Source organism: Caballeronia sp. ATUFL_F1_KS39 (assembly GCF_023630985.1).
Classification (GTDB): domain Bacteria; phylum Pseudomonadota; class Gammaproteobacteria; order Burkholderiales; family Burkholderiaceae; genus Caballeronia; species Caballeronia zhejiangensis.
In genome coordinates this window covers 1-21,190 of sequence record NZ_JALQDZ010000026.1, presented here as the reverse complement: position 1 = coordinate 21,190, position 21,190 = coordinate 1, and the positions used below count along the sequence as shown (strand labels likewise).

The following is a 21,190-nucleotide window of genomic DNA, read 5'->3' as shown; positions in this document are numbered from 1 at the left end:
GTAGTCCTCTCGTCCATCGTGGGCTGCCTAAAGAGTGCCCTCAAACACCTAATCGGGCTTGGCTCGCGCACGGTCTGAACCATCGCACCACACACCGAACTGGTTCAGCACCAAATAGCTCCGGCCCGCTTCGCGGCCGACCGGTCAATCGGGTCCGCGCGTGCTTCTTTGCTGCCGTCTCCATCTCGCTGCACTTGCCGCACGTTGGTTTCCCTTGCATACCGGGCGGCAGCGCGTAGCGCTGTGCCGAAGCTCTTTCGTGCTGAACCAGTGTCCTCAGCGTTTTCGGGCGGCGGACCGTGCGCGATCCAAGCCCGATTAGGTGTTTGAGGGCACTCTTTAGGCGAGTGCCATCGAGGACGAGAGGACTACCCAAATTGCGTGTGACCGCGGGCCGTGACGAGCTGCTTTCTTTGCTTACTTTCTTTGCAGCAGCAAAGAAAGTGAGTGCCGCCCCGCACAGGGGCAACGCTAATAGACCGCCACGAAAACGGGATCCGGCGAAAAGAAACGAAACGCCAAACCCAGCTTTGCAGCGGCAAAGAAAGTAGGTGCCGCCCCGCACGGGGGCAGTGCTAATAGACCGACGCGATAACGGGATCCGGCAACAACAAGAAAACCGAAGGCCCCCAACCCGCCGGGGGCAAAAACAAAGGCTCAAGCCGCCTTCAACAACCCATGCGGATCGATAACAAACTTCCTCGGCGCTCCGCCATCAAACTTCCGATACCCATCCGGCGCTTCATCGAGCGAAACCACCGTCACATTGACGATATCGGCAATCGGCAACCGATCCCACAAAATCGCCTGCATCAGATTGCGGTTGTACTTCATGACCGGCGTCTGCCCCGTATGGAACGAATGCGACTTCGCCCAGCCCAGGCCGAAGCGAATGCTCAAACTCCCCTTCCTCGCCGCAGCATCGACCGCACCGGGATCGTCAGTCACGTAAAGACCCGGAATCCCGATCGCGCCCGCCGCCTTCGTAATCTCCATCAGCGAATTGAGCACCGTCGCGGGCGCTTCGTGACCGGCATCGCTGCCGTGACCGTGCGCTTCGAAACCCACGCAATCGACCGCGCAATCCACTTCCGGCTTGCCGAGAATCTGCTCGATCTGCTCGCCGAGCGTCGCATCCTTCGACAGGTTGATCGTCTCGAAGCCCATCGCGCGCGCATGCGCAAGACGCTCCTCGTTCATGTCGCCGACGATCGTGCAAGCCGCGCCCAGCAAGCGCGCCGACGCAGCCGCCGCCATCCCGACCGGCCCCGCGCCCGCGATATACACCGTCGAGCCCGGCCCCACGCCCGCCATCACCGCGCCGTGATAACCCGTCGGAAGAATGTCGGAGAGACAAGTCAGATCGCGGATCTTGGACATCGCCTGCGCTTTGTCGGGAAACTTCAGCAGATTGAAGTCCGCGTACGGCACCATCACGTATTCCGCCTGACCGCCGATCCAGCCGCCCATGTCGACATAGCCATACGCGCCGCCCGCACGCGACGGATTCACGTTCAGGCACACGCCCGTATGCTGCGCCTTGCACGTCGGACAACGGCCGCACGCGACGTTGAATGGCACCGAAACCAGATCGCCGATGGCAAGCGTCTCGACATCGCGCCCCACTTCGATCACTTCGCCCGTAATCTCATGGCCGAGCACGAGGCCGACTTCCGCTGTCGTGCGGCCGCGCACCATGTGCTGATCCGAGCCGCAAATGTTCGTGCTGACGACCCTCAGAATGACGCCGTGGCCGATGTCCCGCCCGCGTGGATCGACCATCTTCGGATAGTCGATGGATTGCACTTCGACCTTGCCCTGCCCCAGATACACGACGCCGCGATTGCTGCTCATTGATCGTCTCCTTGTTTCGTGGACGGCATGCGCGAACCATCCGACCGATGACCGCGCCCGTGCAACGAGGGTAGCGCTCTCGCGACGCCGCGACTCGCACTCAATGCGACGCACGTTTGACTGAAACCGACATCGCGCGCAGAAAACCTTTCGACCCGGTTTTTATTGATTGACCGTTCAAAATAAAAAAAATAGTATCTGCGCACATCGTCAGTCACGAAAAGACCATGCCCAAGCTCGGAATGCGCGATATCCGCCGCGCGCAACTCATCGACGCCACGTTGCATACCATCGACCAATCGGGACTTTCCGGCGCGACGCTCGCTTCGGTCGCGCAGCGCGCGAGCACGTCGACGGGCATCGTCAGCCATTACTTCGGCGACAAGGACGGTCTGCTCGAAGCCACGATGCGCCATGTGCTGCGCTCGCTATGGCAAGGCACGTCGCGCCGCCGCAAAGCCGCGAAGCCCGATCCGCGATCGAAACTGCGCGCGGTCGTCGCGGCGAATTTCGATGTCGAACAGGTGAACGGGCCCGTCATGAAAACCTGGCTCGCGTTCTGGTCGGAAAGCATGCACAAGCCGGAATTGCGCCGGCTGCAGCGCGTGAACACGCGGCGTCTGCATTCGAACCTGTGCGCGGATTTCGCGCGTGCCTTGACGAAGCCCGCCGCGCGCCGCGCCGCAAGCGGCCTCGCCGCGCTGATCGACGGCCTGTGGCTGCGCGGCGCGCTGGCCGGCGAGCCGTTCGACACGAAGGGCGCGCTGCGGCTCGCTTACGAATACATCGACCTCGTGCTGGAAGCGCACGGCTGATTAATCACATTCAAGGAAAGGAGCGCGACATGTCCGCATTCGGAGAGCAACGGCTTTATATCGGCGGCGAATACGTCGATGCGACAAGCGGCGAAACCTTCGACACGCTCGATCCCGCGACCGGCGAAACGCTCGCGCGCGTGCAGCGGGCGTCGCAGGCGGATATCGATCGCGCGGTGAAATCGGCGCGCGAAGGCCAGCGCGAATGGGCCGCGATGACCGCGATGCAGCGCTCGCGCATCCTGCGCCGCGCGGTCGATCTGCTGCGCGCGCGCAACGACGAACTCGCCGCGATCGAAACACGCGATACCGGCAAGCCGATCGCGGAGACGCGCGCCGTCGATATCGTCACGGGCGCGGATGTCATCGAGTATTACGCGGGGCTCGCGACGGCCATCGAAGGTGAGCAGATTCCGCTGCGCGAATCGTCGTTCGTTTATACGCGGCGCGAACCGATCGGCGTGTGCGCGGGCATCGGCGCGTGGAATTATCCGATTCAGATCGCGTGCTGGAAATCCGCGCCCGCGCTCGCGGCGGGCAACGCGATGATCTTCAAGCCGAGCGAAATCACGCCGCTGACTGCGTCGAAGCTCGCGGAAATCTATACGGAAGCGGGCGTGCCCGCGGGCGTCTTCAATGTCGTGCATGGCGACGGACGCGTAGGCGCGATGCTCGCGGAACATGCGGGCATCGAGAAGATATCGTTCACGGGCGGCGTCGAAACCGGCAAAAAAGTGATGGCGCGCGCGGGCGGATCGACGCTCAAGGAAGTGACGATGGAACTCGGCGGCAAGTCGCCGCTCATCGTATTCGACGACGCCAACCTCGAACGCGCCGCCGATATCGCAATGAGCGCGAACTTCTTCAGTTCCGGACAGGTATGCACGAACGGCACGCGCGTGTTCGTCGAACGCGGTGTCATCGGCAAGTTCGAAGCGCTCGTGATGGAGCGCGTGAAGCGCATTCGCATCGGCGCGCCCGATGATCCGCGGACGAATTTCGGGCCGCTCGCGAGCGCCGCGCAGTTGCAGAAGGTGCTGACGTATATCGAGAGCGGCAAGCGCGAAGGCGCGCGGCTCGTCGCGGGCGGTGGGCGCATGACCGACGGCGCATTCGCGCGCGGCCAGTACGTAGAGCCGACCGTGTTCGCTGATTGCCGCGACGACATGCGCATCGTGCGCGAAGAAATTTTCGGGCCTGTGATGAGCATCCTCGCGTTCGATGACGAAGACGAAGTCATCGCGCGCGCCAACGATACTGACTACGGCCTCGCGGCGGGCGTCGTGACGGAGAACCTGTCGCGCGCGCATCGCGTGATTCATCGGCTCGAAGCGGGCATCTGCTGGATCAATACGTGGGGAGAGTCGCCGGCGGAAATGCCCGTCGGCGGATACAAGCAATCGGGCGTCGGGCGCGAAAACGGCATCGTCACGCTGAGCGCCTTTACGCGCATAAAGTCCGTGCAGGTCGAGCTCGGTCCCTATCAGCCTGTGTTTTAAGGAGCATGTGCGATGAGCGCGAACGAATACGATTACATCATCGTCGGTGCGGGATCGGCGGGCAACGTGCTCGCGTCGCGTCTCACGGAAGACGAAGACGTGACGGTGCTGCTGCTCGAAGCGGGCGGGCCGGATTATCGCTTCGACTTTCGCACGCAGATGCCTGCGGCGCTGGCTTATCCGCTGCAAGGGCGGCGATACAACTGGGCGTATGAAACCGAGCCCGAGCCGCATATGAACAACCGTCGGATGGAGTGCGGGCGCGGCAAGGGGCTGGGCGGATCGTCGCTGATCAACGGCATGTGTTATATCCGCGGCAATGCGCTCGATTACGACAACTGGGCGTCGATGCCCGGTCTCGAGAACTGGAGTTATCTCGACTGTCTGCCGTATTTCCGCAAAGCGGAGACGCGCGATATCGGACCGAATGCGTATCACGGCGGCGATGGTCCCGTGCATGTGACGACGAGCAAGCCCGGCAACAATCCGCTTTTCGCCGCGATGGTCGAGGCAGGCGTGCAGGCGGGTTATCCGCGTACCGAGGATCTCAACGGTTATCAGCAGGAAGGCTTCGGTCCGATGGATCGCACCGTGACCGCGAAGGGACGTCGTGCGAGCACGGCGCGCGGGTATCTGGATCGCGCGAAGCATCGTGCCGGGTTGACCATCGTGACGCATGCGATCACGGATCGCGTGTTGTTCTCGGGTAAGCGGGCTATCGGCGTTGCTTATCTGCATGGCGGGCAGCGCGTGACGGCGCATGTGCGGCGCGAAGTGCTCGTGTGCAGCGGCGCGATTGCATCGCCTCAGTTGTTGCAGCGCTCGGGCGTCGGACGGTCTGACTGGCTGAACGAGTTGGAGATTCCAGTCGTGCATGATCTGCCGGGCGTCGGTGAGAACTTGCAGGATCATCTCGAGATGTACATGCAGTACGAATGCAAGGAGCCGGCGTCCTTATATCCGGCGTTGCAGTGGTGGAATCAGCCGGCGATCGGGCTCGAATGGATGCTGAACGGGACGGGCATCGGCGCGAGCAATCAGTTCGAAGCGGGCGGCTTCATCCGCACGCGCGACGAGGATCTTTGGCCGAACATCCAGTACCACTTTCTTCCGGTCGCGATCAATTACAACGGCTCGAATCCGATAAAGATGCATGGATTCCAGGCGCATGTCGGATCGATGCGCTCGCCGAGTCGGGGGCGCGTGAAGCTCAAGTCGCGCGATCCGAACGCGCATCCGAGCATTCTTTTCAACTACATGGCCGATCCGCTCGACTGGCGTGAGTTTCGCGATGCCATTCGGATTACGCGCGAGATCATGCGGCAGCCGGCGCTCGCGCGATATCGCGGGCGGGAGTTGCATCCGTCGGATGATCTGCAAAGCGATGCGGAACTCGATGCGTTCGTGAGGGCGAAGGCGGAGACGGCTTTTCACCCTTCGTGCTCGTGCAAGATGGGTTATGACGATATGGCTGTCGTCGACGGCGAAGGACGCGTGCATGGGATGGAAGGATTGCGCGTCGTGGATGCGTCGATCATGCCGCAGATCACGACCGGGAATCTCAATGCGCCGACGATCATGTTGGCGGAGAAGATTGCGGATCGGATTAGAGGTGTGGCTGCGTTGGGGCGGGTGGAGACGGCTTATTTTGTGGCGCGGGGGAAACGGGCGCGGGAGGTGGTGGGGGCGAAGGGGGGGTTGGTGGGGGTTTGAGGGGGGAGCTCCGCTTGGGCGGAGGGGGCTAACGGGGGTTGTAGGTGTGTGGACACAAATCGGGTCTATCTCCGCGCATGCGGAGGAACCACTGCGGCACCCATGCCGCCATGTGGCACGCCAAGGTCTATCTCCGCGCACGGCTCGATCGTCGCATTCCTCCGCCCCCGCGGAGCTTCAACTCCCCCCAAACCTCCCCCTAGCCGCCTCCACCACCCTAACCACCGCCTCCGCGCTCAACCGCGCCGCCACGACCCTCACATACTCATGATGCCTGGCCTCTAACGGCGCATCGAGATACTGCGCATGCAGATACCGAATCAACGCAATCCGCCGATGCTTCAGCGCGATACTTCGATCCAGCAGCTTAAGCGCCGCATCCGCATCATGCTTCTTGCATGCACGTTCGGAGAGCTGCGCAGCCGAATCACGCGACGCGTTCATCGCCGGACTACAAACGCGTCCCGCGCATCGACGCGCGACCGCCAAGCATCGAAATCCGCCCGACGCCAGTCGAGTTCAAGCCCAAGCCGCTTCGTGCCCTCACGAATCTTCGGCTTGTGCAGCACCAAAGTAAGCGCATCCAGCGCCGGCCACTCTTCGAACGACAACGCGGCGATCTCCACCGCGAGCGTCTCCAGCAAGCGCGTATGCGCCTTCCCTTCAAGAAACGCGCTCACCCGATTGCACCACGCCTCGTAATCAATGAGACCATCGTCCGATTCATGCGGCATGCCGCGATAACGCAGGCTCGCATCGATGCACACGGGCTGCGGCCCTTCATGCTCATGCTCATACAAGCCGACGCGCGTCTTCACGATCAACTCATCGACGATCACGCGCCAGCCCAGGCCACCCGCGGCAAGCGGTTCGAACGGCTTCACGAGAGCAACGGCGCGGCGGCGTCGAGCATCATCTTCACGAAGTAATCGGCGAAGCTGCGGCGCACGATTATCTCGAAGCGATCGCCGCCCAGCGGCACGAGCGTAAGCGATGCCTTGAAGTAATGGCTCTGCGCGCATTGTCCTTCGCCGAAAACCTTCGGATGCAGATCGAGCGGACAACCGCGCGAAAGCACGTCACGCGTCTTCGGTCCGTCGATTTCGAGCACCGTATAACCGCTGCCGATATCCACCGCCGCCGAGAACTGTCCGACGAACGCGTCGCGCAGTTTCGCTTCGAGCGGCGCGGGACGCGATGCATCGTGCGCCGTATCCGAATGCACGAGCCATTCATCGGGACCGAGCCACAGCATCGTATAACCGTTGCCGCGCGCAATAGTGTTCGCCTTCTCGGGCGGCGTGCAGCCGATCACGCTCTGCACCGCCTTCGCGAACGCCGGATCGCGCGTATCGCCACGCACGTTCACGAGTTCGAGGAACGGCCGCTCGGCCAGACGAAACGCTTTCGGCGAGCCCGACTGATGCGTCTTCATCAATGCATCCGCGCCGACGAGCGGAGACTCCTGCCACACACCCTGTCCGCTGATTGCGCGATCGACGACCGTCGAGGAACCTTTGATCTCATTCAACATGCTGACGTGCTCCTTCGCTGTCGTAGAACACCGAACTGGTGATTTTTGCGTTGACCCGCTTGCCGTTCGCGAGCGGAATCATGACCGATTCGCCGATCTTCTCCAGACCGCCCTTCACGACGGCCAACGCAATCGAGCGCTTCAAAATAGGGCTGTAATAGCTCGACGTGACGTGTCCGAGCATCGGCGCGGTATCGCCCTGAAACGGTCCCGCGACGATCTGCGCGCCTTCCGGCAGCACGAACGAAGGATCGTCGGTGAGCAGGCCGACGAACTGCTTTCGCCCTTGTTTTGCAGTGTCCGAACGCGTGAGCGAGCGCTTGCCGATGAAGTCCTTCGACTTCGCGACAAGCCCGCCCATGCCGAGGTCGTAAGGCGTCATCGAGCCGTCCGTATCCTGTCCGACGATGATGTAGCCCTTCTCCGCGCGCAGCACGTGCATCGTTTCCGTGCCGTACGGCGTAATGTCGAATTCAGCGCCCGCGAGCATCAGCGCTTCCCACACCGCGCGTCCGACATTCGCGGGCACGTTCACTTCATACGCGAGCTCGCCCGAGAAACTGATCCGCATCACGCGCGCCGATGCGCCCGCCACCGTGCCATCGCGATAGCTCATGAACGGGAACGCCGCGTTCGCGAAGTCGATGTCGTGACACACTTTCTGCAGCACCTTGCGGCTGTTCGGTCCGACGACCGCGAACGTCGCCCAGTGATCCGTCACCGATGCGAGACGCACGCGCATGTCGGGCCATTCGGTCTGCAGCCAGCGTTCGAGCCACGTCAGCACGCGCGCCGCGCCGCCGGTGGTCGTCGTCATCATGTAATGCTGTTCGCCGAGACGCACCGTGACGCCATCGTCGAAGATCATGCCGTTCTCGTCGAGCATCAGCCCGTAACGGCACTTGCCGACTTCGAGCTTGCTCCACGGATTCGTGTACATCCAGTTCAGGAGCTTCGCCGAATCGGGGCCTTGAATGTCGATCTTGCCGAGCGTCGATGCATCGAGAATGCCGACGCTCTGACGCACCGCGAGCGACTCGCGCGCGACCGCCGCGTGCATGTCCTCGCCCGCCTTCGGGTAGTACCAGGGACGCTTCCAGTTGCCCACATCCTCGAACATCGCGCCGTTCTCGACGTGCCATTCGTGGATCGCGGTCTTGCGCACCGGATCGAGAAACTCGCCCAGCTCGCGGCCCGCGAACGTGCCGAAAGTGACAGGGGTGTAATTCGGGCGGAACGTCGTCGTGCCGGTCTCGGGAATCGTCTTGCCCAAGGCTTGCGCGAGAATCGCCATGCCGTTGATGTTGCCGAGCTTGCCCTGATCGGTGCCGAAGCCCATCGCCGTATAACGCTTGACGTGCTCGACCGATTCGAAGCCTTCGCGCGCCGCAAGATAGATGTCGGCCGCCGACACGTCGTTCTGGAAGTCGACGAATTGCTTCGGACCGCGCGTCGACAATTCCTTGTTGCCGACGATCCACAGCGGCAACATCGGCGCTTCGACGATTTCAGCGACTTGCACGGCAGCCGGCTTCACGACGATATGACCCGCGGCGCGCGCCGCTTCCGCGCCCGCATCCGCGCCGAGGCGAATGCCGCGCGACAGCGAGAACTCGCCCGCGCATGCGCCGACGCTGCTCTCCAGTTGCATCGCCTTGCCCGGCACGAAGCACGCTTTCTCTTCGTGCCAGTGCGCCTTGCCGCCCGATTGCGCGAAGAGATGCAGCACGGGGCTCCAGCCCCCCGACATGGCGACGAGATCGCATGGCAGGTCCGTCTGCTTCTGACCGACCTGGCCTTTGTCGTACGAAGCCACTTCAACCGATGCAACCCGCAGCTTGCCGCGCGCAGCCGTGATGACCGCGTTGTTCAGCACGCGCACGCCGTAGCGTCGCGCGGCCGCCGGCAACGTGCCCTTCGATTCGGCCGGACGCGGATCGACGACGGTCACATCCGCGCCTGCCGCCTTCAGATCGAGCGCGCATTGATATGCGTCGTCGTTGTTGGTGAACACAACGGCGTTGCGGCCCGGCATCACCGCATAGCGATGCAGATACGTCGACACCGCCGACGCCAGCATGATGCCCGGCAGATCGTTGTTGCCGAAAACGATCGGGCGCTCGTGCGCGCCGGTCGCGAGCACGACGCGTTTCGCGCGCACTTTCCACATCAGTTCGCGCGTGCCGCTGCGGCGCGATACCGGCAGATGTTCCGTCAGACGCTGCGTGACCGTGACGAGGTTGTGATCCTGATAACCGAACGCCGTGCTGCGCGAAAGAACCTTCACATCGGGCATCTTGCGCAGTTCGCCTTCGATTTTCTGCACCCATTGCAGCGCGGGCTTGCCGTCGATCTCCGCGCGGCACGACAGAAGCGATCCGCCGAGTTCGCGCTGATCGTCGACGAGAATCACGCGCGCGCCCGACAAACCCGCCGCATGCGCCGCCGCGAGACCCGAAGGTCCGCCGCCGATCACGAGCACGTCGCAATGCGCGAAGCACTTGTCGTAGCGATCGGCATCGAGTTGCTTCGGCGCTTCGCCGAGACCCGCTGCATCGCGAATCACTTCCTCGTATTTCGGCCACAACTTGCGCGGCCACATGAACGTCTTGTAGTAGAAGCCTGCGGGAATGAAGCGCGCGATCTTCTGATTGACCGCCATGCGATCGTTTTCGATGTTCGGCTTCGCGTTCACGCTCTGCGCGACGAGCCCTTGATACAGCTCGACTTCGGTAGCGCGCGCATTCGGCACGGTGTACGCGCCGGTTTCGAGTTGCACGATTGCGTTCGGCTCTTCGACGCCCGCCGTGATGATCCCGCGCGGACGGTGATACTTCCAGCTGCGCGCGACGAAGCGCTCGCCGTTCGCGAGCAGCGCGGACGCGAGCGTATCGCCTTCGAAGCCCTGATACGTCTTGCCGTTGAACGTGAAGGTGACGGGAATCGCACGATTGATGCGCCCGCCCATGCCGAGTCGGTCTTTCTGGCTCATTTCGACGTGCCTCCGTTGTCATGCATCACAGCCAGCGGACGGTCGAACGTCTCGTAGCCTTGAATTTCATATGAAACCGTATCGCGCTGCACCTTGAACCAGCGGCGGCAGCCTTGCGCATGATTCCATTGCTCGCGATGCACGCCGCGCGGATTCTTGCGCATGAAGAGGTAGTCGCCCCACTCGCGGTCGGAGAGCTTTTCGGTGTCGAGCGGGCGCGCGATATCCGCTTCGCCGCCGCAGGAAAATTCGGTTTCGGCGCGCGGCCCGCACCAGGGGCATTCGATCAGCAACATGTTTTTCGCTCCTAATGCGATTAGTGGGCCACGGCAGCCGCGCCGTGTTCGTCGATCAGATGACCGGTATAGAAACGATCCAGCGAGAACGGCGCGTTCAGCGGATGCGGCTCGTCCTTCGCGATCGTGTGCGCGTAGGCCCAGCCCGAACCCGGCGTCGCCTTGAAGCCGCCCGTGCCCCATCCGCAGTTGAAGTACAGACCCTTCACGTCGGTCTTGGAGATGATCGGGCACGCATCCGGCGATACGTCGACGATGCCGCCCCACTGACGATTCATCCGCACGCGCGAGAACACGGGGAACATCTCGACGATCGCTTCCAGCGTGCCTTCGATGATGTGAAAGCTGCCGCGCTGACCGAAGCCCGTGTATTGATCGACGCCCGCGCCGATCACGAGGTCGCCTTTGTCGGACTGGCTGATGTACGCATGCACCGCGTTCGACATCACGACCGTGTTCACGACCGGCTTGATCGGCTCCGACACGAGCGCCTGCAACGGATGGCTTTCGAGCGGCAGGCGCACGCCGGCCATGTCGGCGAGCGTCGTCGTGTTGCCCGCCGTGACGACCGCGACCTTCTTCGCCTTGATGAAGCCCTTCGTCGTATCGACGCCCGTCACCTGACTGCCGTCGCGGCGAATGCCCACGACCTGGCAGTTCTGGATGATGTCGACGCCCGCGCGATCCGCGCCGCGCGCGAAGCCCCACGCGACCGCATCGTGACGCGCGACGCCGCCGCGACGCTGAATCGACGCGCCCAGCACCGGATAGCGGCTGTTGAGATTGATCGTCGGCTCGATTTCCTTGATCTGCTGCGGCGTGAGGAACTCGGCATCGACGCCGTTGAGACGGTTCGCGTTCACGCGGCGCTCGGTATCGCGCACGTCCTGCAGCGTATGCGCGAGATTCATCACCCCGCGCTGCGAGAACATCACGTTGTAGTTGAGGTCTTGCGAGAGGCCCTCCCACAGCTTCATCGCTTTTTCGTACAACGCCGCCGATTCATCCCACAGATAGTTCGAGCGCACGATGGTCGTGTTGCGCGCGGTATTGCCGCCGCCGATCCAGCCCTTCTCGAGAATCGCGACGTTCGTGATGCCGTGCTCCTTCGCGAGGTAATACGCGGTCGCGAGACCATGACCGCCCCCGCCGACGATCACCACGTCGTACTCGCGCTTCGGCTCGGGACTTCGCCACTGGCGCTCCCAGTTCTCGTGATACGACATGCCGTTGCGTAAGAGGCTGAAGATGGAATAGCGGCTCATGGTGTTTCTCTTCCTTCGTGGGGTCCTGAATTCAGCATTCGATGACGTTCACGGCGAGGCCACCGCGCGACGTCTCCTTGTATTTCGTCTTCATGTCCGCGCCGGTTTCGCGCATCGTCTTGATGACCGAATCGAGCGACACGTAATGCTTGCCGTCGCCCTTCATCGCCATGCGCGCGGCGTTGATCGCCTTGATCGCGCCCATCGCATTGCGCTCGATGCACGGAATCTGCACGAGGCCGCCAACGGGGTCGCACGTCATGCCGAGGTTGTGTTCCATGCCGATTTCCGCGGCGTTTTCGACTTGCGCGGGCGTGCCGCCCATGACGGCGGCGAGCGCGGCGGCGGCCATCGAACAGGCGACGCCGACTTCGCCCTGGCAACCCACTTCCGCGCCCGAGATCGACGCCGTTTCCTTGTAGATGATGCCGATGGCCGCGGCTGTCAGAAGGAAGCGCACGATGCCGTCATCGTTCGAGCCGTGCATGAACTTCACGTAGTAATGCAGCACGGCGGGAATCACGCCGGCCGCGCCATTGGTCGGCGCGGTGACGACGCGGCCGCCCGCCGCGTTCTCTTCGTTGACGGCCATCGCGTAGAGATTGACCCAGTCGAGCATCGACAGCGGGTCGCGCAGCGACTCTTCCGAGCGCGACCGCAGCGACGCGGACAGATCGGCGGCGCGGCGCTTGACTTGCATCGGACCGGGCAGCTCGCCGCGCTCCTTGCAGCCGCGCTCCACGCACGCGGCCATCACGCGCCACACCGCGAGCATGCCTTCGCGGACTTCGGATTCGCTGCGATTCGCGCATTCGTTTTGCATGGTCACGTCGGCGATAGACAGACCTGTCTCCTGACAGACGCGCATGAGATCGTCGCCGGTGCGAAACGGATACGGCACCGTATTGGCCGCGCGCAAGCCGTTCACGCGATCGCCTTCGCGATTCACGACGAAGCCGCCGCCGACCGAGTAATACTCCTTCTCGACGAGAAGCTGGCCGTTCTCGTCGAACGCCTGAAAGCGCATGCCGTTCGGATGCACGATGCTCGATCCCGGCGCGCCCGGCATCAGCTTGCGATAGAAGCCGATATGCTCGCGCTCCTCGAACATCACATCGTGCTTGCCGAGCAGCTTCAGGCGCTTCGTCGCGCGGATTTCCGCGAGACGCGGCGCGATGACGTCCGGATCGATGAGATCGGGCAGATTCCCTTCGAGGCCGAGCAGCACGGCCTTGTCGGTGCCGTGGCCTTTGCCGGTCGCGCCGAGCGAGCCGAACAGCTCGGCGCGCACGCGCGTGACGAAGGCGAGCAGATTGGCGTCTTCGATATGCGACGCGAAGCGGCACGCCGCGATCATCGGCCCGACGGTATGCGAACTCGACGGTCCGATGCCGATCTTGAACAGATCGAAGACGCTGACGTTCATTGGCGTGTCCCTTGGGTTGGCGAGATGTTCCGGTATGGCGCTCATTGCACCAAACCCAGAAAAGACCCGATAGAACAAAAACGCCATCGAAATGGGATCGCGGCGTCAGCGCCGTTTTTCGCGCGTGGACGACGTCGGATTTCCGATGATTTCAGGCCCGGCGACGCAAGCGCGACTGCGCGTAACAGAGCATTTCGCGCCCGGCGCGTTTTTGCGCATCTTCGTTGCACATCCCGCATTTTTGAGACTGGTCCGAAGCGTCGCGCCGACAGGCATCGGTATATTCCCTAGGTCTTGAGGTGAGCCACGCCTATAGGTTTCGGATCACTCGTCCTTTCCGCCTTTTCTTGCTTATCCGGTTCGCATCGATGGAAACTCACGCCTTACCCGACCAGTTCTTCAAATCCTGGATTCTCGCTTTCCTTATCAGCGTGGCTGTCGTCGGCACGCTTCAGGCAGTCGATCTGCTCGCCGTCGATCGCGTGCTCACGCGTCAGGTGCCCGTCTGGATCGCGCTGATGCTGCTCTGCTCGATCGATCCCGCCCTGCGCTACTTCGGCGTGTTGAAGGCCGAAGTCGAACAGCGTTGGGCCGATTACACGATCGCGAGCGTGCTCGGCCGCGCGGCGGGCGCGCTCATCGGCGGCGCTTTCGCCTGGGGCTTCGCGGTGCTAGGCGGCTGAAGCGCACCGCTTCGATTCATGGTTATTTGCGCGGCCGGCGTCACACGACGCCGGCCGCGTTCCATTTCTGACGCACGCCCGATGCTCGCGGCCGAGTGATATGCTCGCTGGATAACGTCCAGCCGCATGTCTCCCGCATGAACGCCGCAGAATCTCTTCCGCCGTCGTCTGTCGACGGTCAATCGAAATCGCGCATCCGCTTCGGCATCATCCTGCTGCCGAATTTCACGCTGACCGCGTTCTCCGGTTTCGTCGATCTGCTGCGCCTTTCCGCCGATGAAGGCGATTTCAGCCGACCGGTGCGCTGCTCGTGGAGCGTGATCGGCGAGACGCTCGCGCCCGTTCGCGCGAGTTGCGGCATACAGATCACGCCGTGGGAAACCTACGATCAGGCCGAGCCTTTCGATTACGTCGTCGTCGTCGGCGGCCTGCTGCATTCCGGCCCCGCGACGAGCGATGCGACGCTGCAGTTCATCCGCCGCGCGGCTGCCTCGAATGCAACGCTCGTCGGCATGTGCACCGGCGTGTTCTCGCTGATGCGCGCGGGCGTGCTCGAAGGCCATCGCATCTGCGTGAGCTGGTTTCATTATTGGGACTTCGTCGAGCGATTCCCGCACGCGGATGAGCAATCGCTCGTCGCGGACCGGCTCTTTGTCATCGACAGAAGGCGCATTACGTGTTCGGGCGGGCGCGCATCGATCGATGTCGCCGCCGCCATTCTGCTGCGTCACTTCGAAACGGCGACGGTGCAAAAGGCGCTGCGCATCCTGCTCGTCGATGACATGCAGAAGGGCAACGCGCCGCAGCCGCATCCGCCGGGTCTCGCGCCCGCGACGCATCCGAAAGTAAAACGTGCGATCCTGCTTATGGAGCAGCACGTCGGCCGTTCGCTTACGCTCGATGAACTCGCGCACAAGCTCGATCTTTCGACGCGGCAACTCGAACGGTTATTCAAGGCGGAGACGGGCAAGGCGCCGCAGGCGTATGCGAAGCAGGTGCGGCTGCGCACGGCGGCGTGGCTGCTGACGAGTTCGGACAAGACGGTCGCCGATATCGCATCGAGTTGCGGCTTTTCCGACGCATCGCATCTGGGCCGCGAATTCCGCAAGCAATTCGGCCTGCCGCCGATGATGTATCGCGAGCAGGGCGGCGCGCCGGATGCGCCGGATGCAAATCACGCAATGGATTACGACGAAACTTTCCCGGGCCGCGCGCAGGCAATCTAGCAGGATCTGAATACGTTTTCCGCGGCTCATCAAACCAAGGAGGAACGGCATGGAGACTCACGGATACTCGCAGGAAGAATGGAAAGTGCGCTGTGATCTCGCGGCGCTGTATCGCGTGATCGGGCATTTTCGCTGGACCGACATGATCTTCACGCACATCAGCGCGCGCGTGCCGGGCACCGATCATCACTTTCTGATCAACCGTTATGGCGTGCTTTTCGACGAGATGCGCGCATCGGATCTCGTGAAGATCGATCATGAAGGGCGGCCGGTCGAAGCGGGCGCACGCGATGATCCCGCGCGATATCTCGTGAATCCGGCGGGCTTCACGATTCACTCCGCGATTCACATGGCACGGCCCGATGTGTTTTGCGTCGTGCATACGCATACGGCGGCGGGCGCGGCGGTATCGGCGCAAAAGCAGGGCTTATTGCCGATCAGTCAGCATGCGTTGAAGTATTACGGACATATCGCGTATCACGACTATGAAGGCATTGCGCTGGACCTCGCGGAGCGCGATCGCCTCGTCAACGATCTCGGCTCGCATAACGCGATGATCCTGAAGAATCACGGGTTATTGTCGTGCGGAAAGTCCATTCCGGAAGCGTTCCAGGAAATGTACTTTCTTGAACGCGCTTGCGAGATTCAGATTCGCGCGCTGGCGGGCAATGCGGAATTGAATCTGCCGTCGCAGAGGGTTTGCGAGTTGACTGCAGAGCAATATCGGCGCGATGAAGCCGATGGAATCATGGCGTTGCAGTGGCAAGCGGCGTTGAGAATGATCGAAGGCGCGAAGCCGGATTATCGGACCTGACGCGCCTTCGTTGAATCACTGCGTCAGTTTTCAGTTGCCGGCGACATACGCCTTCACTGCCGGCAACCCATCCTTCCCGTCGAACGTCTTTACGCCCGCAAGCCATTTATCGAGCACCGCCGGATTCGCCTTCAGCCATTCGCGCGCCGCCTTGTTCGCATCCGTCTTGTTCATGATCGGCAGCATCACGTGGTTCTCGATATCCGTCGTGAACTGCAGGTTGGACACGAGCTTCGCGACATTCGGACAGCGCGTGTCGTAATCCGTCGGCGTGACGGTCAACACTTTTGCTTCGCCATAGTTCGGGCCGAAGACATCGTCGCCGCCCGCGAGATAGTCGATCCTCATCTGCACGTTCATCGGATGCGGCTCCCAGCCGAGGAACACGATCGGCTTCTTGTCGCGAATCGCGCGATTCACTTCCACGAGCATGCCCGCCTCGCTCGATTCCACGAGCTTGAACTTGCCGAGCCCGTACAGGTTGTTGTCGATCATCTTCTTGATGAGCGCATTGCCGTCGTTGCCCGGCTCGATGCCGTAGATCTTGCCGTCGAGCTTGTCGTAGTTCTTCGCGATGTCGTTGAAGTTCTTGATGCCCGCCTGATACGCATAATCCGGCACCGCGAGCGTGTACTTCGCGCCCGTCAAGTTCGGCGTCGGCAAGACCTTCACTTGATTCGCTTTCCTGAACGAATCGATCATCGGGTCCATCGTCGGCGACCAGTAGCCGAGGAACACGTCGATCTGCTTGCTCTTCACGCCCGCGAACGTGATCGGCACGGACGCGATCGTCTTCGTCGGGTTGTAGCCCAAGCCCTGAAGAACGGTCGATGCAAGTCCGGTGGTCGCGGCGATATCCGTCCAGCCGACATCCGCAAAGCGCACGTTCCTGCACGCGGCAGGCTCGGCTGCATACGCTCCCGACAAACCAGATAGCAAAGCTGCCGCGATCCACAATCGTTTCATCGATCTCTCTCCGAAGTTATTTTCAAGGCATGACGCGGCCCGCACGCGAGGCTTTCATACGAAGCCCGCGCGGCCAAAAAAGAAAAAGAAAAAGTCAGGCCGATAATCGCCGCTCGACGCTCGGCGCATGTCCGAACTGCGCGCGATACGCCTTGCTGAAGTGACACGGCGAATGGAAGCCGCAGATGCTCGTCACGCGCGCGATCGACGCATCGGTGTTGCGCAACAGTTCGCGTGCGCGACGCAATCGCAACGTCAGGTAGTAATGCGTCGGCGATACGTTGAGGAACATCTTGAACATGCGCTGCAAATGCCGCTGCGACAGATGCACGAGCCGCGCGAGTTCTTCGAGCGACAACGGCTCTTCGATGTTCGCCTCCATCAGCCGCACCACTTCGACGAGTTCCGCACGCGAGAAGCCGACGCGCGCATCGACGGGAATGTGCTGATAATCCGTCGATCCACGAATACGCTCGACGATGAACTGCTCCGACACCTGCGCCGCATGCGCCTGCCCGAGCCGCATGCCGACGAGATTGAGCATCAGGTCGAGCGGCGCGGTGCCGCCCGTGCACGTCAGGCGGTCGCGATCGATCACGAAGAGCTCGTCGGCGAAGCGCACATGCGGAAAGCGCTTGTTGACCGGCGACATGTCTTCCCAGTGCAGCGTGCAGCGATAACCATCGAGCAGTTTCGCCGCGAGCAGCGCATACGGCCCGGTGCAGATTCCGCCGAGCGGAATGCCCGCTTCATGCGCGCGCTGCAGAAGACCGATCACCTTGTCGTCGACATAATCGGCGACATGCCAGCCCGCGCAGACGATCAGCACGTCGGGCATGCCGGCTTCGTCGAGCGTCATCGTCGGCTTGATGGTGATGCCGTTGCTCGCACGCGCGGGCTCGCCGTCCGGCGTGATGATCGACCAGCTGTAGTGCTGCGCGCGGCCGACGTAATTGGCCATGCGCAGCACCTCGACCGCGCTCGTGAACGCGATCATCGAGAAGTTCGGCAGCGTGAGAAAGCCGAAGCGCGAAAGACTGGACAACGGTGATTCGGTACCCGCCGGAACGATCGCGTCGCGCTTCATGGGTCGTGTGCCTTGTTAGCCTTGTTGCGCCGCCGGCTCGCGGCGCACTTTCATCACGCTCTTCAGACCGGCGAAGAGCGGGGCGCGTGCCATGCCGGGCGCTCGTCCGAAGCTCTCGGTGATGCGGTCGAGGATGATCGCCAGCAACACCACCGACAAGCCGCTCTCGAAACCAAGCCCGATATCCAGACGCTGAATCGATGCGAGCACGTCGTTGCCGAGACCGCCCGCGCCGACCATCGACGCGATGATGACCATCGACAGCGCCATCATGATCGTCTGGTTCACGCCGGTCATGATCGACGGCAGCGCGTTCGGAATCTGCACCTTGTAGAGCAGCTGGAACGGCGTGCAGCCGAATGCCTGGCCGGCTTCGACGATCTCGCGATTCACCTGCTTGATGCCGAGCGCGGTGAGGCGCACGGCCGGCGGCATCGCGAAGATGACGGTTGCGAGAATCCCCGGCACGCGGCCGAGACCGAACAGCATCGCGGCCGGAATCAGGTAGACGAAGGCGGGCATCGTCTGCATCAGATCGAGCACCGGGCGCACGCCCATTTCGACGTACTTGCTCTTCGACGTCCAGATGCCGAGCGGAATGCCGAGCAGCAAGCTGATGAATGTCGAGGACAGCGTGAGGCCGAGCGTGATGACCATCTGATCCCAGAAGTTCGTCGCGTAGATCAGCAACAGCGACGCGAGGACGAACACGGCGAATCGCCAGCCCACTCGCCACAAGCCGATGCCGACGAAGATCGCCATGAGCGCCCACATCGGAATGGCCTGCAGGCCGTGCTCGACGGCCGCAGCGAATGTTTCGATGACCTTGCCGATGGAGTCGAAGGTCTTCGCGTCGTGATCGAGGAGATAGTGGACGCCGTGGTCCACCCAACTGCCAAGCGGGATGATTTCAGACATGGGAACCTCGATGGTGCGTAAGGACCTTCAGGACATTGGTCTTGTTGATCGAACCGCAGTACGAACCGTCCGCTTCGACGACCGGCAGCGGGGCGGGACTTGCGACCACGCGATTCACGACCTCGTCGAGCGCGACGTGACGCTCGATGCATTCGATCGGATTGATGCGCGGCGCGGCGTTGCCGTTCGCATCACGTCCGACGAAACCGCGGATGCGGCGCTCGGCGTCGAGCACGAACGCGTAGTCGGCGCTGCCGTTGAGCGTCGCCGCGACGCTCGATGCGTCGATTTGCGGCGAATGTTTGATGAGCGGCACGTCGTCGGTCTGCATCAGATCGCCGGCCGTGAGATAGCGGCTCGTGTCGATGCCTTCGAAGAACGCTTCCACGTAGTCGTCCGCGGGATTCGTGATGATTTCCTGCGGCGTGCCGATCTGTACCACGCGGCCGCCTTCCATGATCGCGATGCGCGTGCCGATGCGCATCGCCTCTTCGAGATCGTGCGACACGAACAGGATCGTGCGGCGCTGCTCGCGTTGCAGATCGAGCAGCACGTTCTGCATTTCCTTGCGCTTCAGCGGATCGAGCGCGGAGAACGCTTCGTCCATGATCATCAGCGAAGGATTCACGGCAAGCGCGCGGGCGAGACCCACGCGCTGCTGCATGCCGCCCGATAGTTGCGCAGGTAACTTTTGGGCGAACGGAGCCAGGCCGACCTGCTCCAGCACGGTCATGGCGCGCGCTTCGCGCTCCTTCTTGCCGACGCCCGCGACCTCGAGGCCGAATGCGGCGTTGGAAAGAACCGTGCGCTGCGGCATCAGCGCGAAGGACTGAAACACCATGCTCATGTCCTTGCGCCGCAGGGACGTGAGTTCGGAGCGCGGCACGGCGGCCACGTCGCGGCCATCGATCAGCACCTTGCCCGCCGTCGGCTCGACCAGCCGGTTGATGAGCCGGATCAGCGTGGATTTGCCCGAGCCGGAAAGGCCCATGAGCACGAAAATCTCACCTTCCTTGACGTCAAAGGAGACGTTATGGACGCCGACGATCTGTCCGGTGCGCTTGAAAACCTCTTCCTTCGTCGCACCACCGGCCAGCATGTCCAGCGCCTGTTTGGGACTGTTGCCGAAAACCTTGCACAGTCCTTCGACTACCACCTTGGGGGAATTCATCGAATATCTCCTGGCGTGTGCGGACGTGCGTCCGCGCTGTGCATACATAGTTGCCAGAAAAAAGTCACATCAGCCGACTATTTGCGACAACCACATGTGGAAATACGACACCGGAATAAGCGCGAAAGTGCCAGCGGTCGATCGAATCCTTGCTGGATAAGGGTTTGCGGGAAGCGCAGCGAACGATCTTGCGATTTTCGGCATGTCGCGCATGAACAAGTCGCGAAGCCTTTTTGCGATGCAGGCGGCTTGCGAACCGCGCGTCAGCATTACGAAAGAAAGAAAAGACTGGCGTCGCGCAGGAAGCGCGAAGAAGGGATGCGTTCGGCAGAAGCCGAAGCGATGTGGAATTGCTAGAAAAACTACATAAAACGGAAAACTGGCGGGCGGGTCGTACGGCTCGTGCCGTCGTAAGTTGCTGGTGTTGCGTTTCCCGCGCCGCCGTCAGCTGCGCATTACAGGCGGAAGCCGAAAGCCGTGCCGCGCGCCTTGCGCTGACGCTCGGATTCACGGAAACGCGCTTGATACGAGTAGTCTTTGTCCATCGGCAGGTGGGCCGATTCGAACATCGAAGCAAATTTTTGCAGCAGGGCGAAGAGGTAGCTCATGACTGACTCCGGTTAGTTACAGAGGGTTTTCCCTTAGAGAGGATTATAGGGTTGTCCCTAACCGATTTCTAGTGCAATGCAACATTTCGTGGCAAGAAATTTGGTAGTTTTTCTACATTTTTACCGGTTTGCCGTCTTCTCGAAACGGGGACGGATCTGCGAAGCCCGTACGACGGCATTCCGATCCGAGGACGAGCGGCTGGGGGGGCCCCCCCCCCCCCCCCCCCGGGGGGGCGGCAAAATCACCCCCCCCAACTTCGCCGCCGCCCGTGCGCGCGGGTGGGCGGGGACCCCGTGGGTTTTTATTCGGGGGTGCGGGGGCG

At 62.2% G+C, this 21,190-nt stretch carries 19 protein-coding genes; 6 read left to right on the top strand and 13 right to left on the bottom strand.

Going from position 1 to position 21,190, the window contains the following annotated elements; translation table 11 throughout:
- Positions 1 to 657: 657 nt before the first annotated feature.
- The gene (fdhA, locus tag NCR93_RS13805) at positions 658 to 1,854 is read right to left on the bottom strand and encodes a formaldehyde dehydrogenase, glutathione-independent (RefSeq protein ID WP_008354157.1); all 1,197 of its coding nucleotides are present in this window, start codon (positions 1,852 to 1,854) and stop codon (positions 658 to 660) included.
- A 227-nt stretch (positions 1,855 to 2,081) separates the two neighbouring features.
- Between fdhA and betI the strand changes: the two genes are divergently transcribed.
- Genes betI through betA form a run of 3 tightly spaced genes read left to right on the top strand, consistent with a single transcriptional unit; the run spans position 2,082 to position 5,881 of the window.
- Positions 2,082 to 2,669 (top strand): transcriptional regulator BetI, encoded by a 588-nt coding sequence (gene betI, locus NCR93_RS13800; RefSeq protein WP_008354158.1) that lies wholly within the window; start codon positions 2,082 to 2,084, stop codon positions 2,667 to 2,669.
- A 29-nt stretch (positions 2,670 to 2,698) separates the two neighbouring features.
- Complete coding sequence (gene betB / locus NCR93_RS13795) at positions 2,699 to 4,168, top strand: betaine-aldehyde dehydrogenase (RefSeq protein ID WP_175982380.1); 1,470 nt, start codon at positions 2,699 to 2,701, stop codon at positions 4,166 to 4,168.
- Positions 4,169 to 4,180: 12 nt separating this feature from the next.
- Positions 4,181 to 5,881 (top strand): choline dehydrogenase, encoded by a 1,701-nt coding sequence (betA, locus tag NCR93_RS13790; RefSeq protein WP_175982379.1) that lies wholly within the window; start codon positions 4,181 to 4,183, stop codon positions 5,879 to 5,881.
- Positions 5,882 to 6,058: 177 nt separating this feature from the next.
- Here betA and NCR93_RS13785 read toward each other — a convergent pair whose 3' ends face one another.
- Genes NCR93_RS13785 through NCR93_RS13755 form a run of 7 tightly spaced genes read right to left on the bottom strand, consistent with a single transcriptional unit; the run spans position 6,059 to position 13,394 of the window.
- On the bottom strand, positions 6,059 to 6,325 hold the full coding sequence (locus tag NCR93_RS13785) for a hypothetical protein (protein WP_008354170.1): 267 nt from the start codon (positions 6,323 to 6,325) through the stop codon (positions 6,059 to 6,061).
- Complete coding sequence (locus NCR93_RS13780) at positions 6,322 to 6,765, bottom strand: dihydroneopterin aldolase (RefSeq protein WP_175982378.1); 444 nt, start codon at positions 6,763 to 6,765, stop codon at positions 6,322 to 6,324. The genes NCR93_RS13785 and NCR93_RS13780 overlap by 4 nt, the downstream gene beginning before the upstream one ends.
- Entirely contained in the window at positions 6,762 to 7,415 is a 654-nt protein-coding gene (locus NCR93_RS13775) for a sarcosine oxidase subunit gamma (RefSeq protein WP_175982377.1), read from the bottom strand. The genes NCR93_RS13780 and NCR93_RS13775 overlap by 4 nt, the downstream gene beginning before the upstream one ends.
- A complete protein-coding gene (locus tag NCR93_RS13770) occupies positions 7,405 to 10,407 on the bottom strand; it encodes a sarcosine oxidase subunit alpha family protein (protein WP_008354174.1) in 3,003 nt (1,000 codons plus the stop codon). The genes NCR93_RS13775 and NCR93_RS13770 overlap by 11 nt, the downstream gene beginning before the upstream one ends.
- A complete protein-coding gene (locus NCR93_RS13765; RefSeq protein WP_175982376.1) occupies positions 10,404 to 10,703 on the bottom strand; it encodes a sarcosine oxidase subunit delta in 300 nt (99 codons plus the stop codon). Before NCR93_RS13765 ends, NCR93_RS13770 begins: the two co-directional genes overlap by 4 nt.
- 20 nt (positions 10,704 to 10,723) lie before the next feature.
- Positions 10,724 to 11,968: a sarcosine oxidase subunit beta family protein gene (locus tag NCR93_RS13760; protein ID WP_008354176.1), complete on the bottom strand. Its 1,245-nt coding sequence runs from the start codon at positions 11,966 to 11,968 to the stop codon at positions 10,724 to 10,726.
- Positions 11,969 to 11,999: 31 nt separating this feature from the next.
- Positions 12,000 to 13,394, bottom strand: coding sequence for an L-serine ammonia-lyase (locus NCR93_RS13755; protein ID WP_008354177.1), 1,395 nt, complete (start codon positions 13,392 to 13,394; stop codon positions 12,000 to 12,002).
- Between the two features lie 368 nt (positions 13,395 to 13,762).
- Here NCR93_RS13755 and NCR93_RS13750 point away from each other — a divergent pair, with 368 nt between their 5' ends.
- The 3 genes from NCR93_RS13750 (at position 13,763) to NCR93_RS13740 (ending at position 16,117) form a co-directional block, all read left to right on the top strand.
- The gene (locus NCR93_RS13750; protein ID WP_033535841.1) at positions 13,763 to 14,077 is read left to right on the top strand and encodes a hypothetical protein; all 315 of its coding nucleotides are present in this window, start codon (positions 13,763 to 13,765) and stop codon (positions 14,075 to 14,077) included.
- 137 nt (positions 14,078 to 14,214) lie between these two features.
- On the top strand, positions 14,215 to 15,303 hold the full coding sequence (locus tag NCR93_RS13745) for a GlxA family transcriptional regulator (RefSeq protein ID WP_175982375.1): 1,089 nt from the start codon (positions 14,215 to 14,217) through the stop codon (positions 15,301 to 15,303).
- Positions 15,304 to 15,352: 49 nt separating this feature from the next.
- A complete protein-coding gene (locus NCR93_RS13740) occupies positions 15,353 to 16,117 on the top strand; it encodes a class II aldolase/adducin family protein (protein ID WP_008354180.1) in 765 nt (254 codons plus the stop codon).
- A gap of 30 nt (positions 16,118 to 16,147) precedes the next feature.
- Here NCR93_RS13740 and NCR93_RS13735 read toward each other — a convergent pair whose 3' ends face one another.
- From NCR93_RS13735 to NCR93_RS13715, 5 genes are all read right to left on the bottom strand, one after another.
- On the bottom strand, positions 16,148 to 17,083 hold the full coding sequence (locus NCR93_RS13735) for a choline ABC transporter substrate-binding protein (protein ID WP_175982374.1): 936 nt from the start codon (positions 17,081 to 17,083) through the stop codon (positions 16,148 to 16,150).
- 94 nt (positions 17,084 to 17,177) lie between these two features.
- On the bottom strand, positions 17,178 to 18,170 hold the full coding sequence (locus tag NCR93_RS13730) for a GlxA family transcriptional regulator (protein ID WP_008354182.1): 993 nt from the start codon (positions 18,168 to 18,170) through the stop codon (positions 17,178 to 17,180).
- A gap of 15 nt (positions 18,171 to 18,185) precedes the next feature.
- The gene (gene choW, locus NCR93_RS13725) at positions 18,186 to 19,088 is read right to left on the bottom strand and encodes a choline ABC transporter permease subunit (RefSeq protein ID WP_008354184.1); all 903 of its coding nucleotides are present in this window, start codon (positions 19,086 to 19,088) and stop codon (positions 18,186 to 18,188) included.
- The gene (locus tag NCR93_RS13720) at positions 19,081 to 20,259 is read right to left on the bottom strand and encodes a quaternary amine ABC transporter ATP-binding protein (RefSeq protein WP_008354185.1); all 1,179 of its coding nucleotides are present in this window, start codon (positions 20,257 to 20,259) and stop codon (positions 19,081 to 19,083) included. Before NCR93_RS13720 ends, choW begins: the two co-directional genes overlap by 8 nt.
- Before the next feature lie 455 nt (positions 20,260 to 20,714).
- Positions 20,715 to 20,867 carry a hypothetical protein gene (locus tag NCR93_RS13715; protein WP_008354186.1) on the bottom strand — a complete coding sequence of 51 codons (153 nt, stop codon included), beginning with the start codon at positions 20,865 to 20,867 and terminating at the stop codon, positions 20,715 to 20,717.
- Positions 20,868 to 21,190 lie beyond the last annotated feature (323 nt).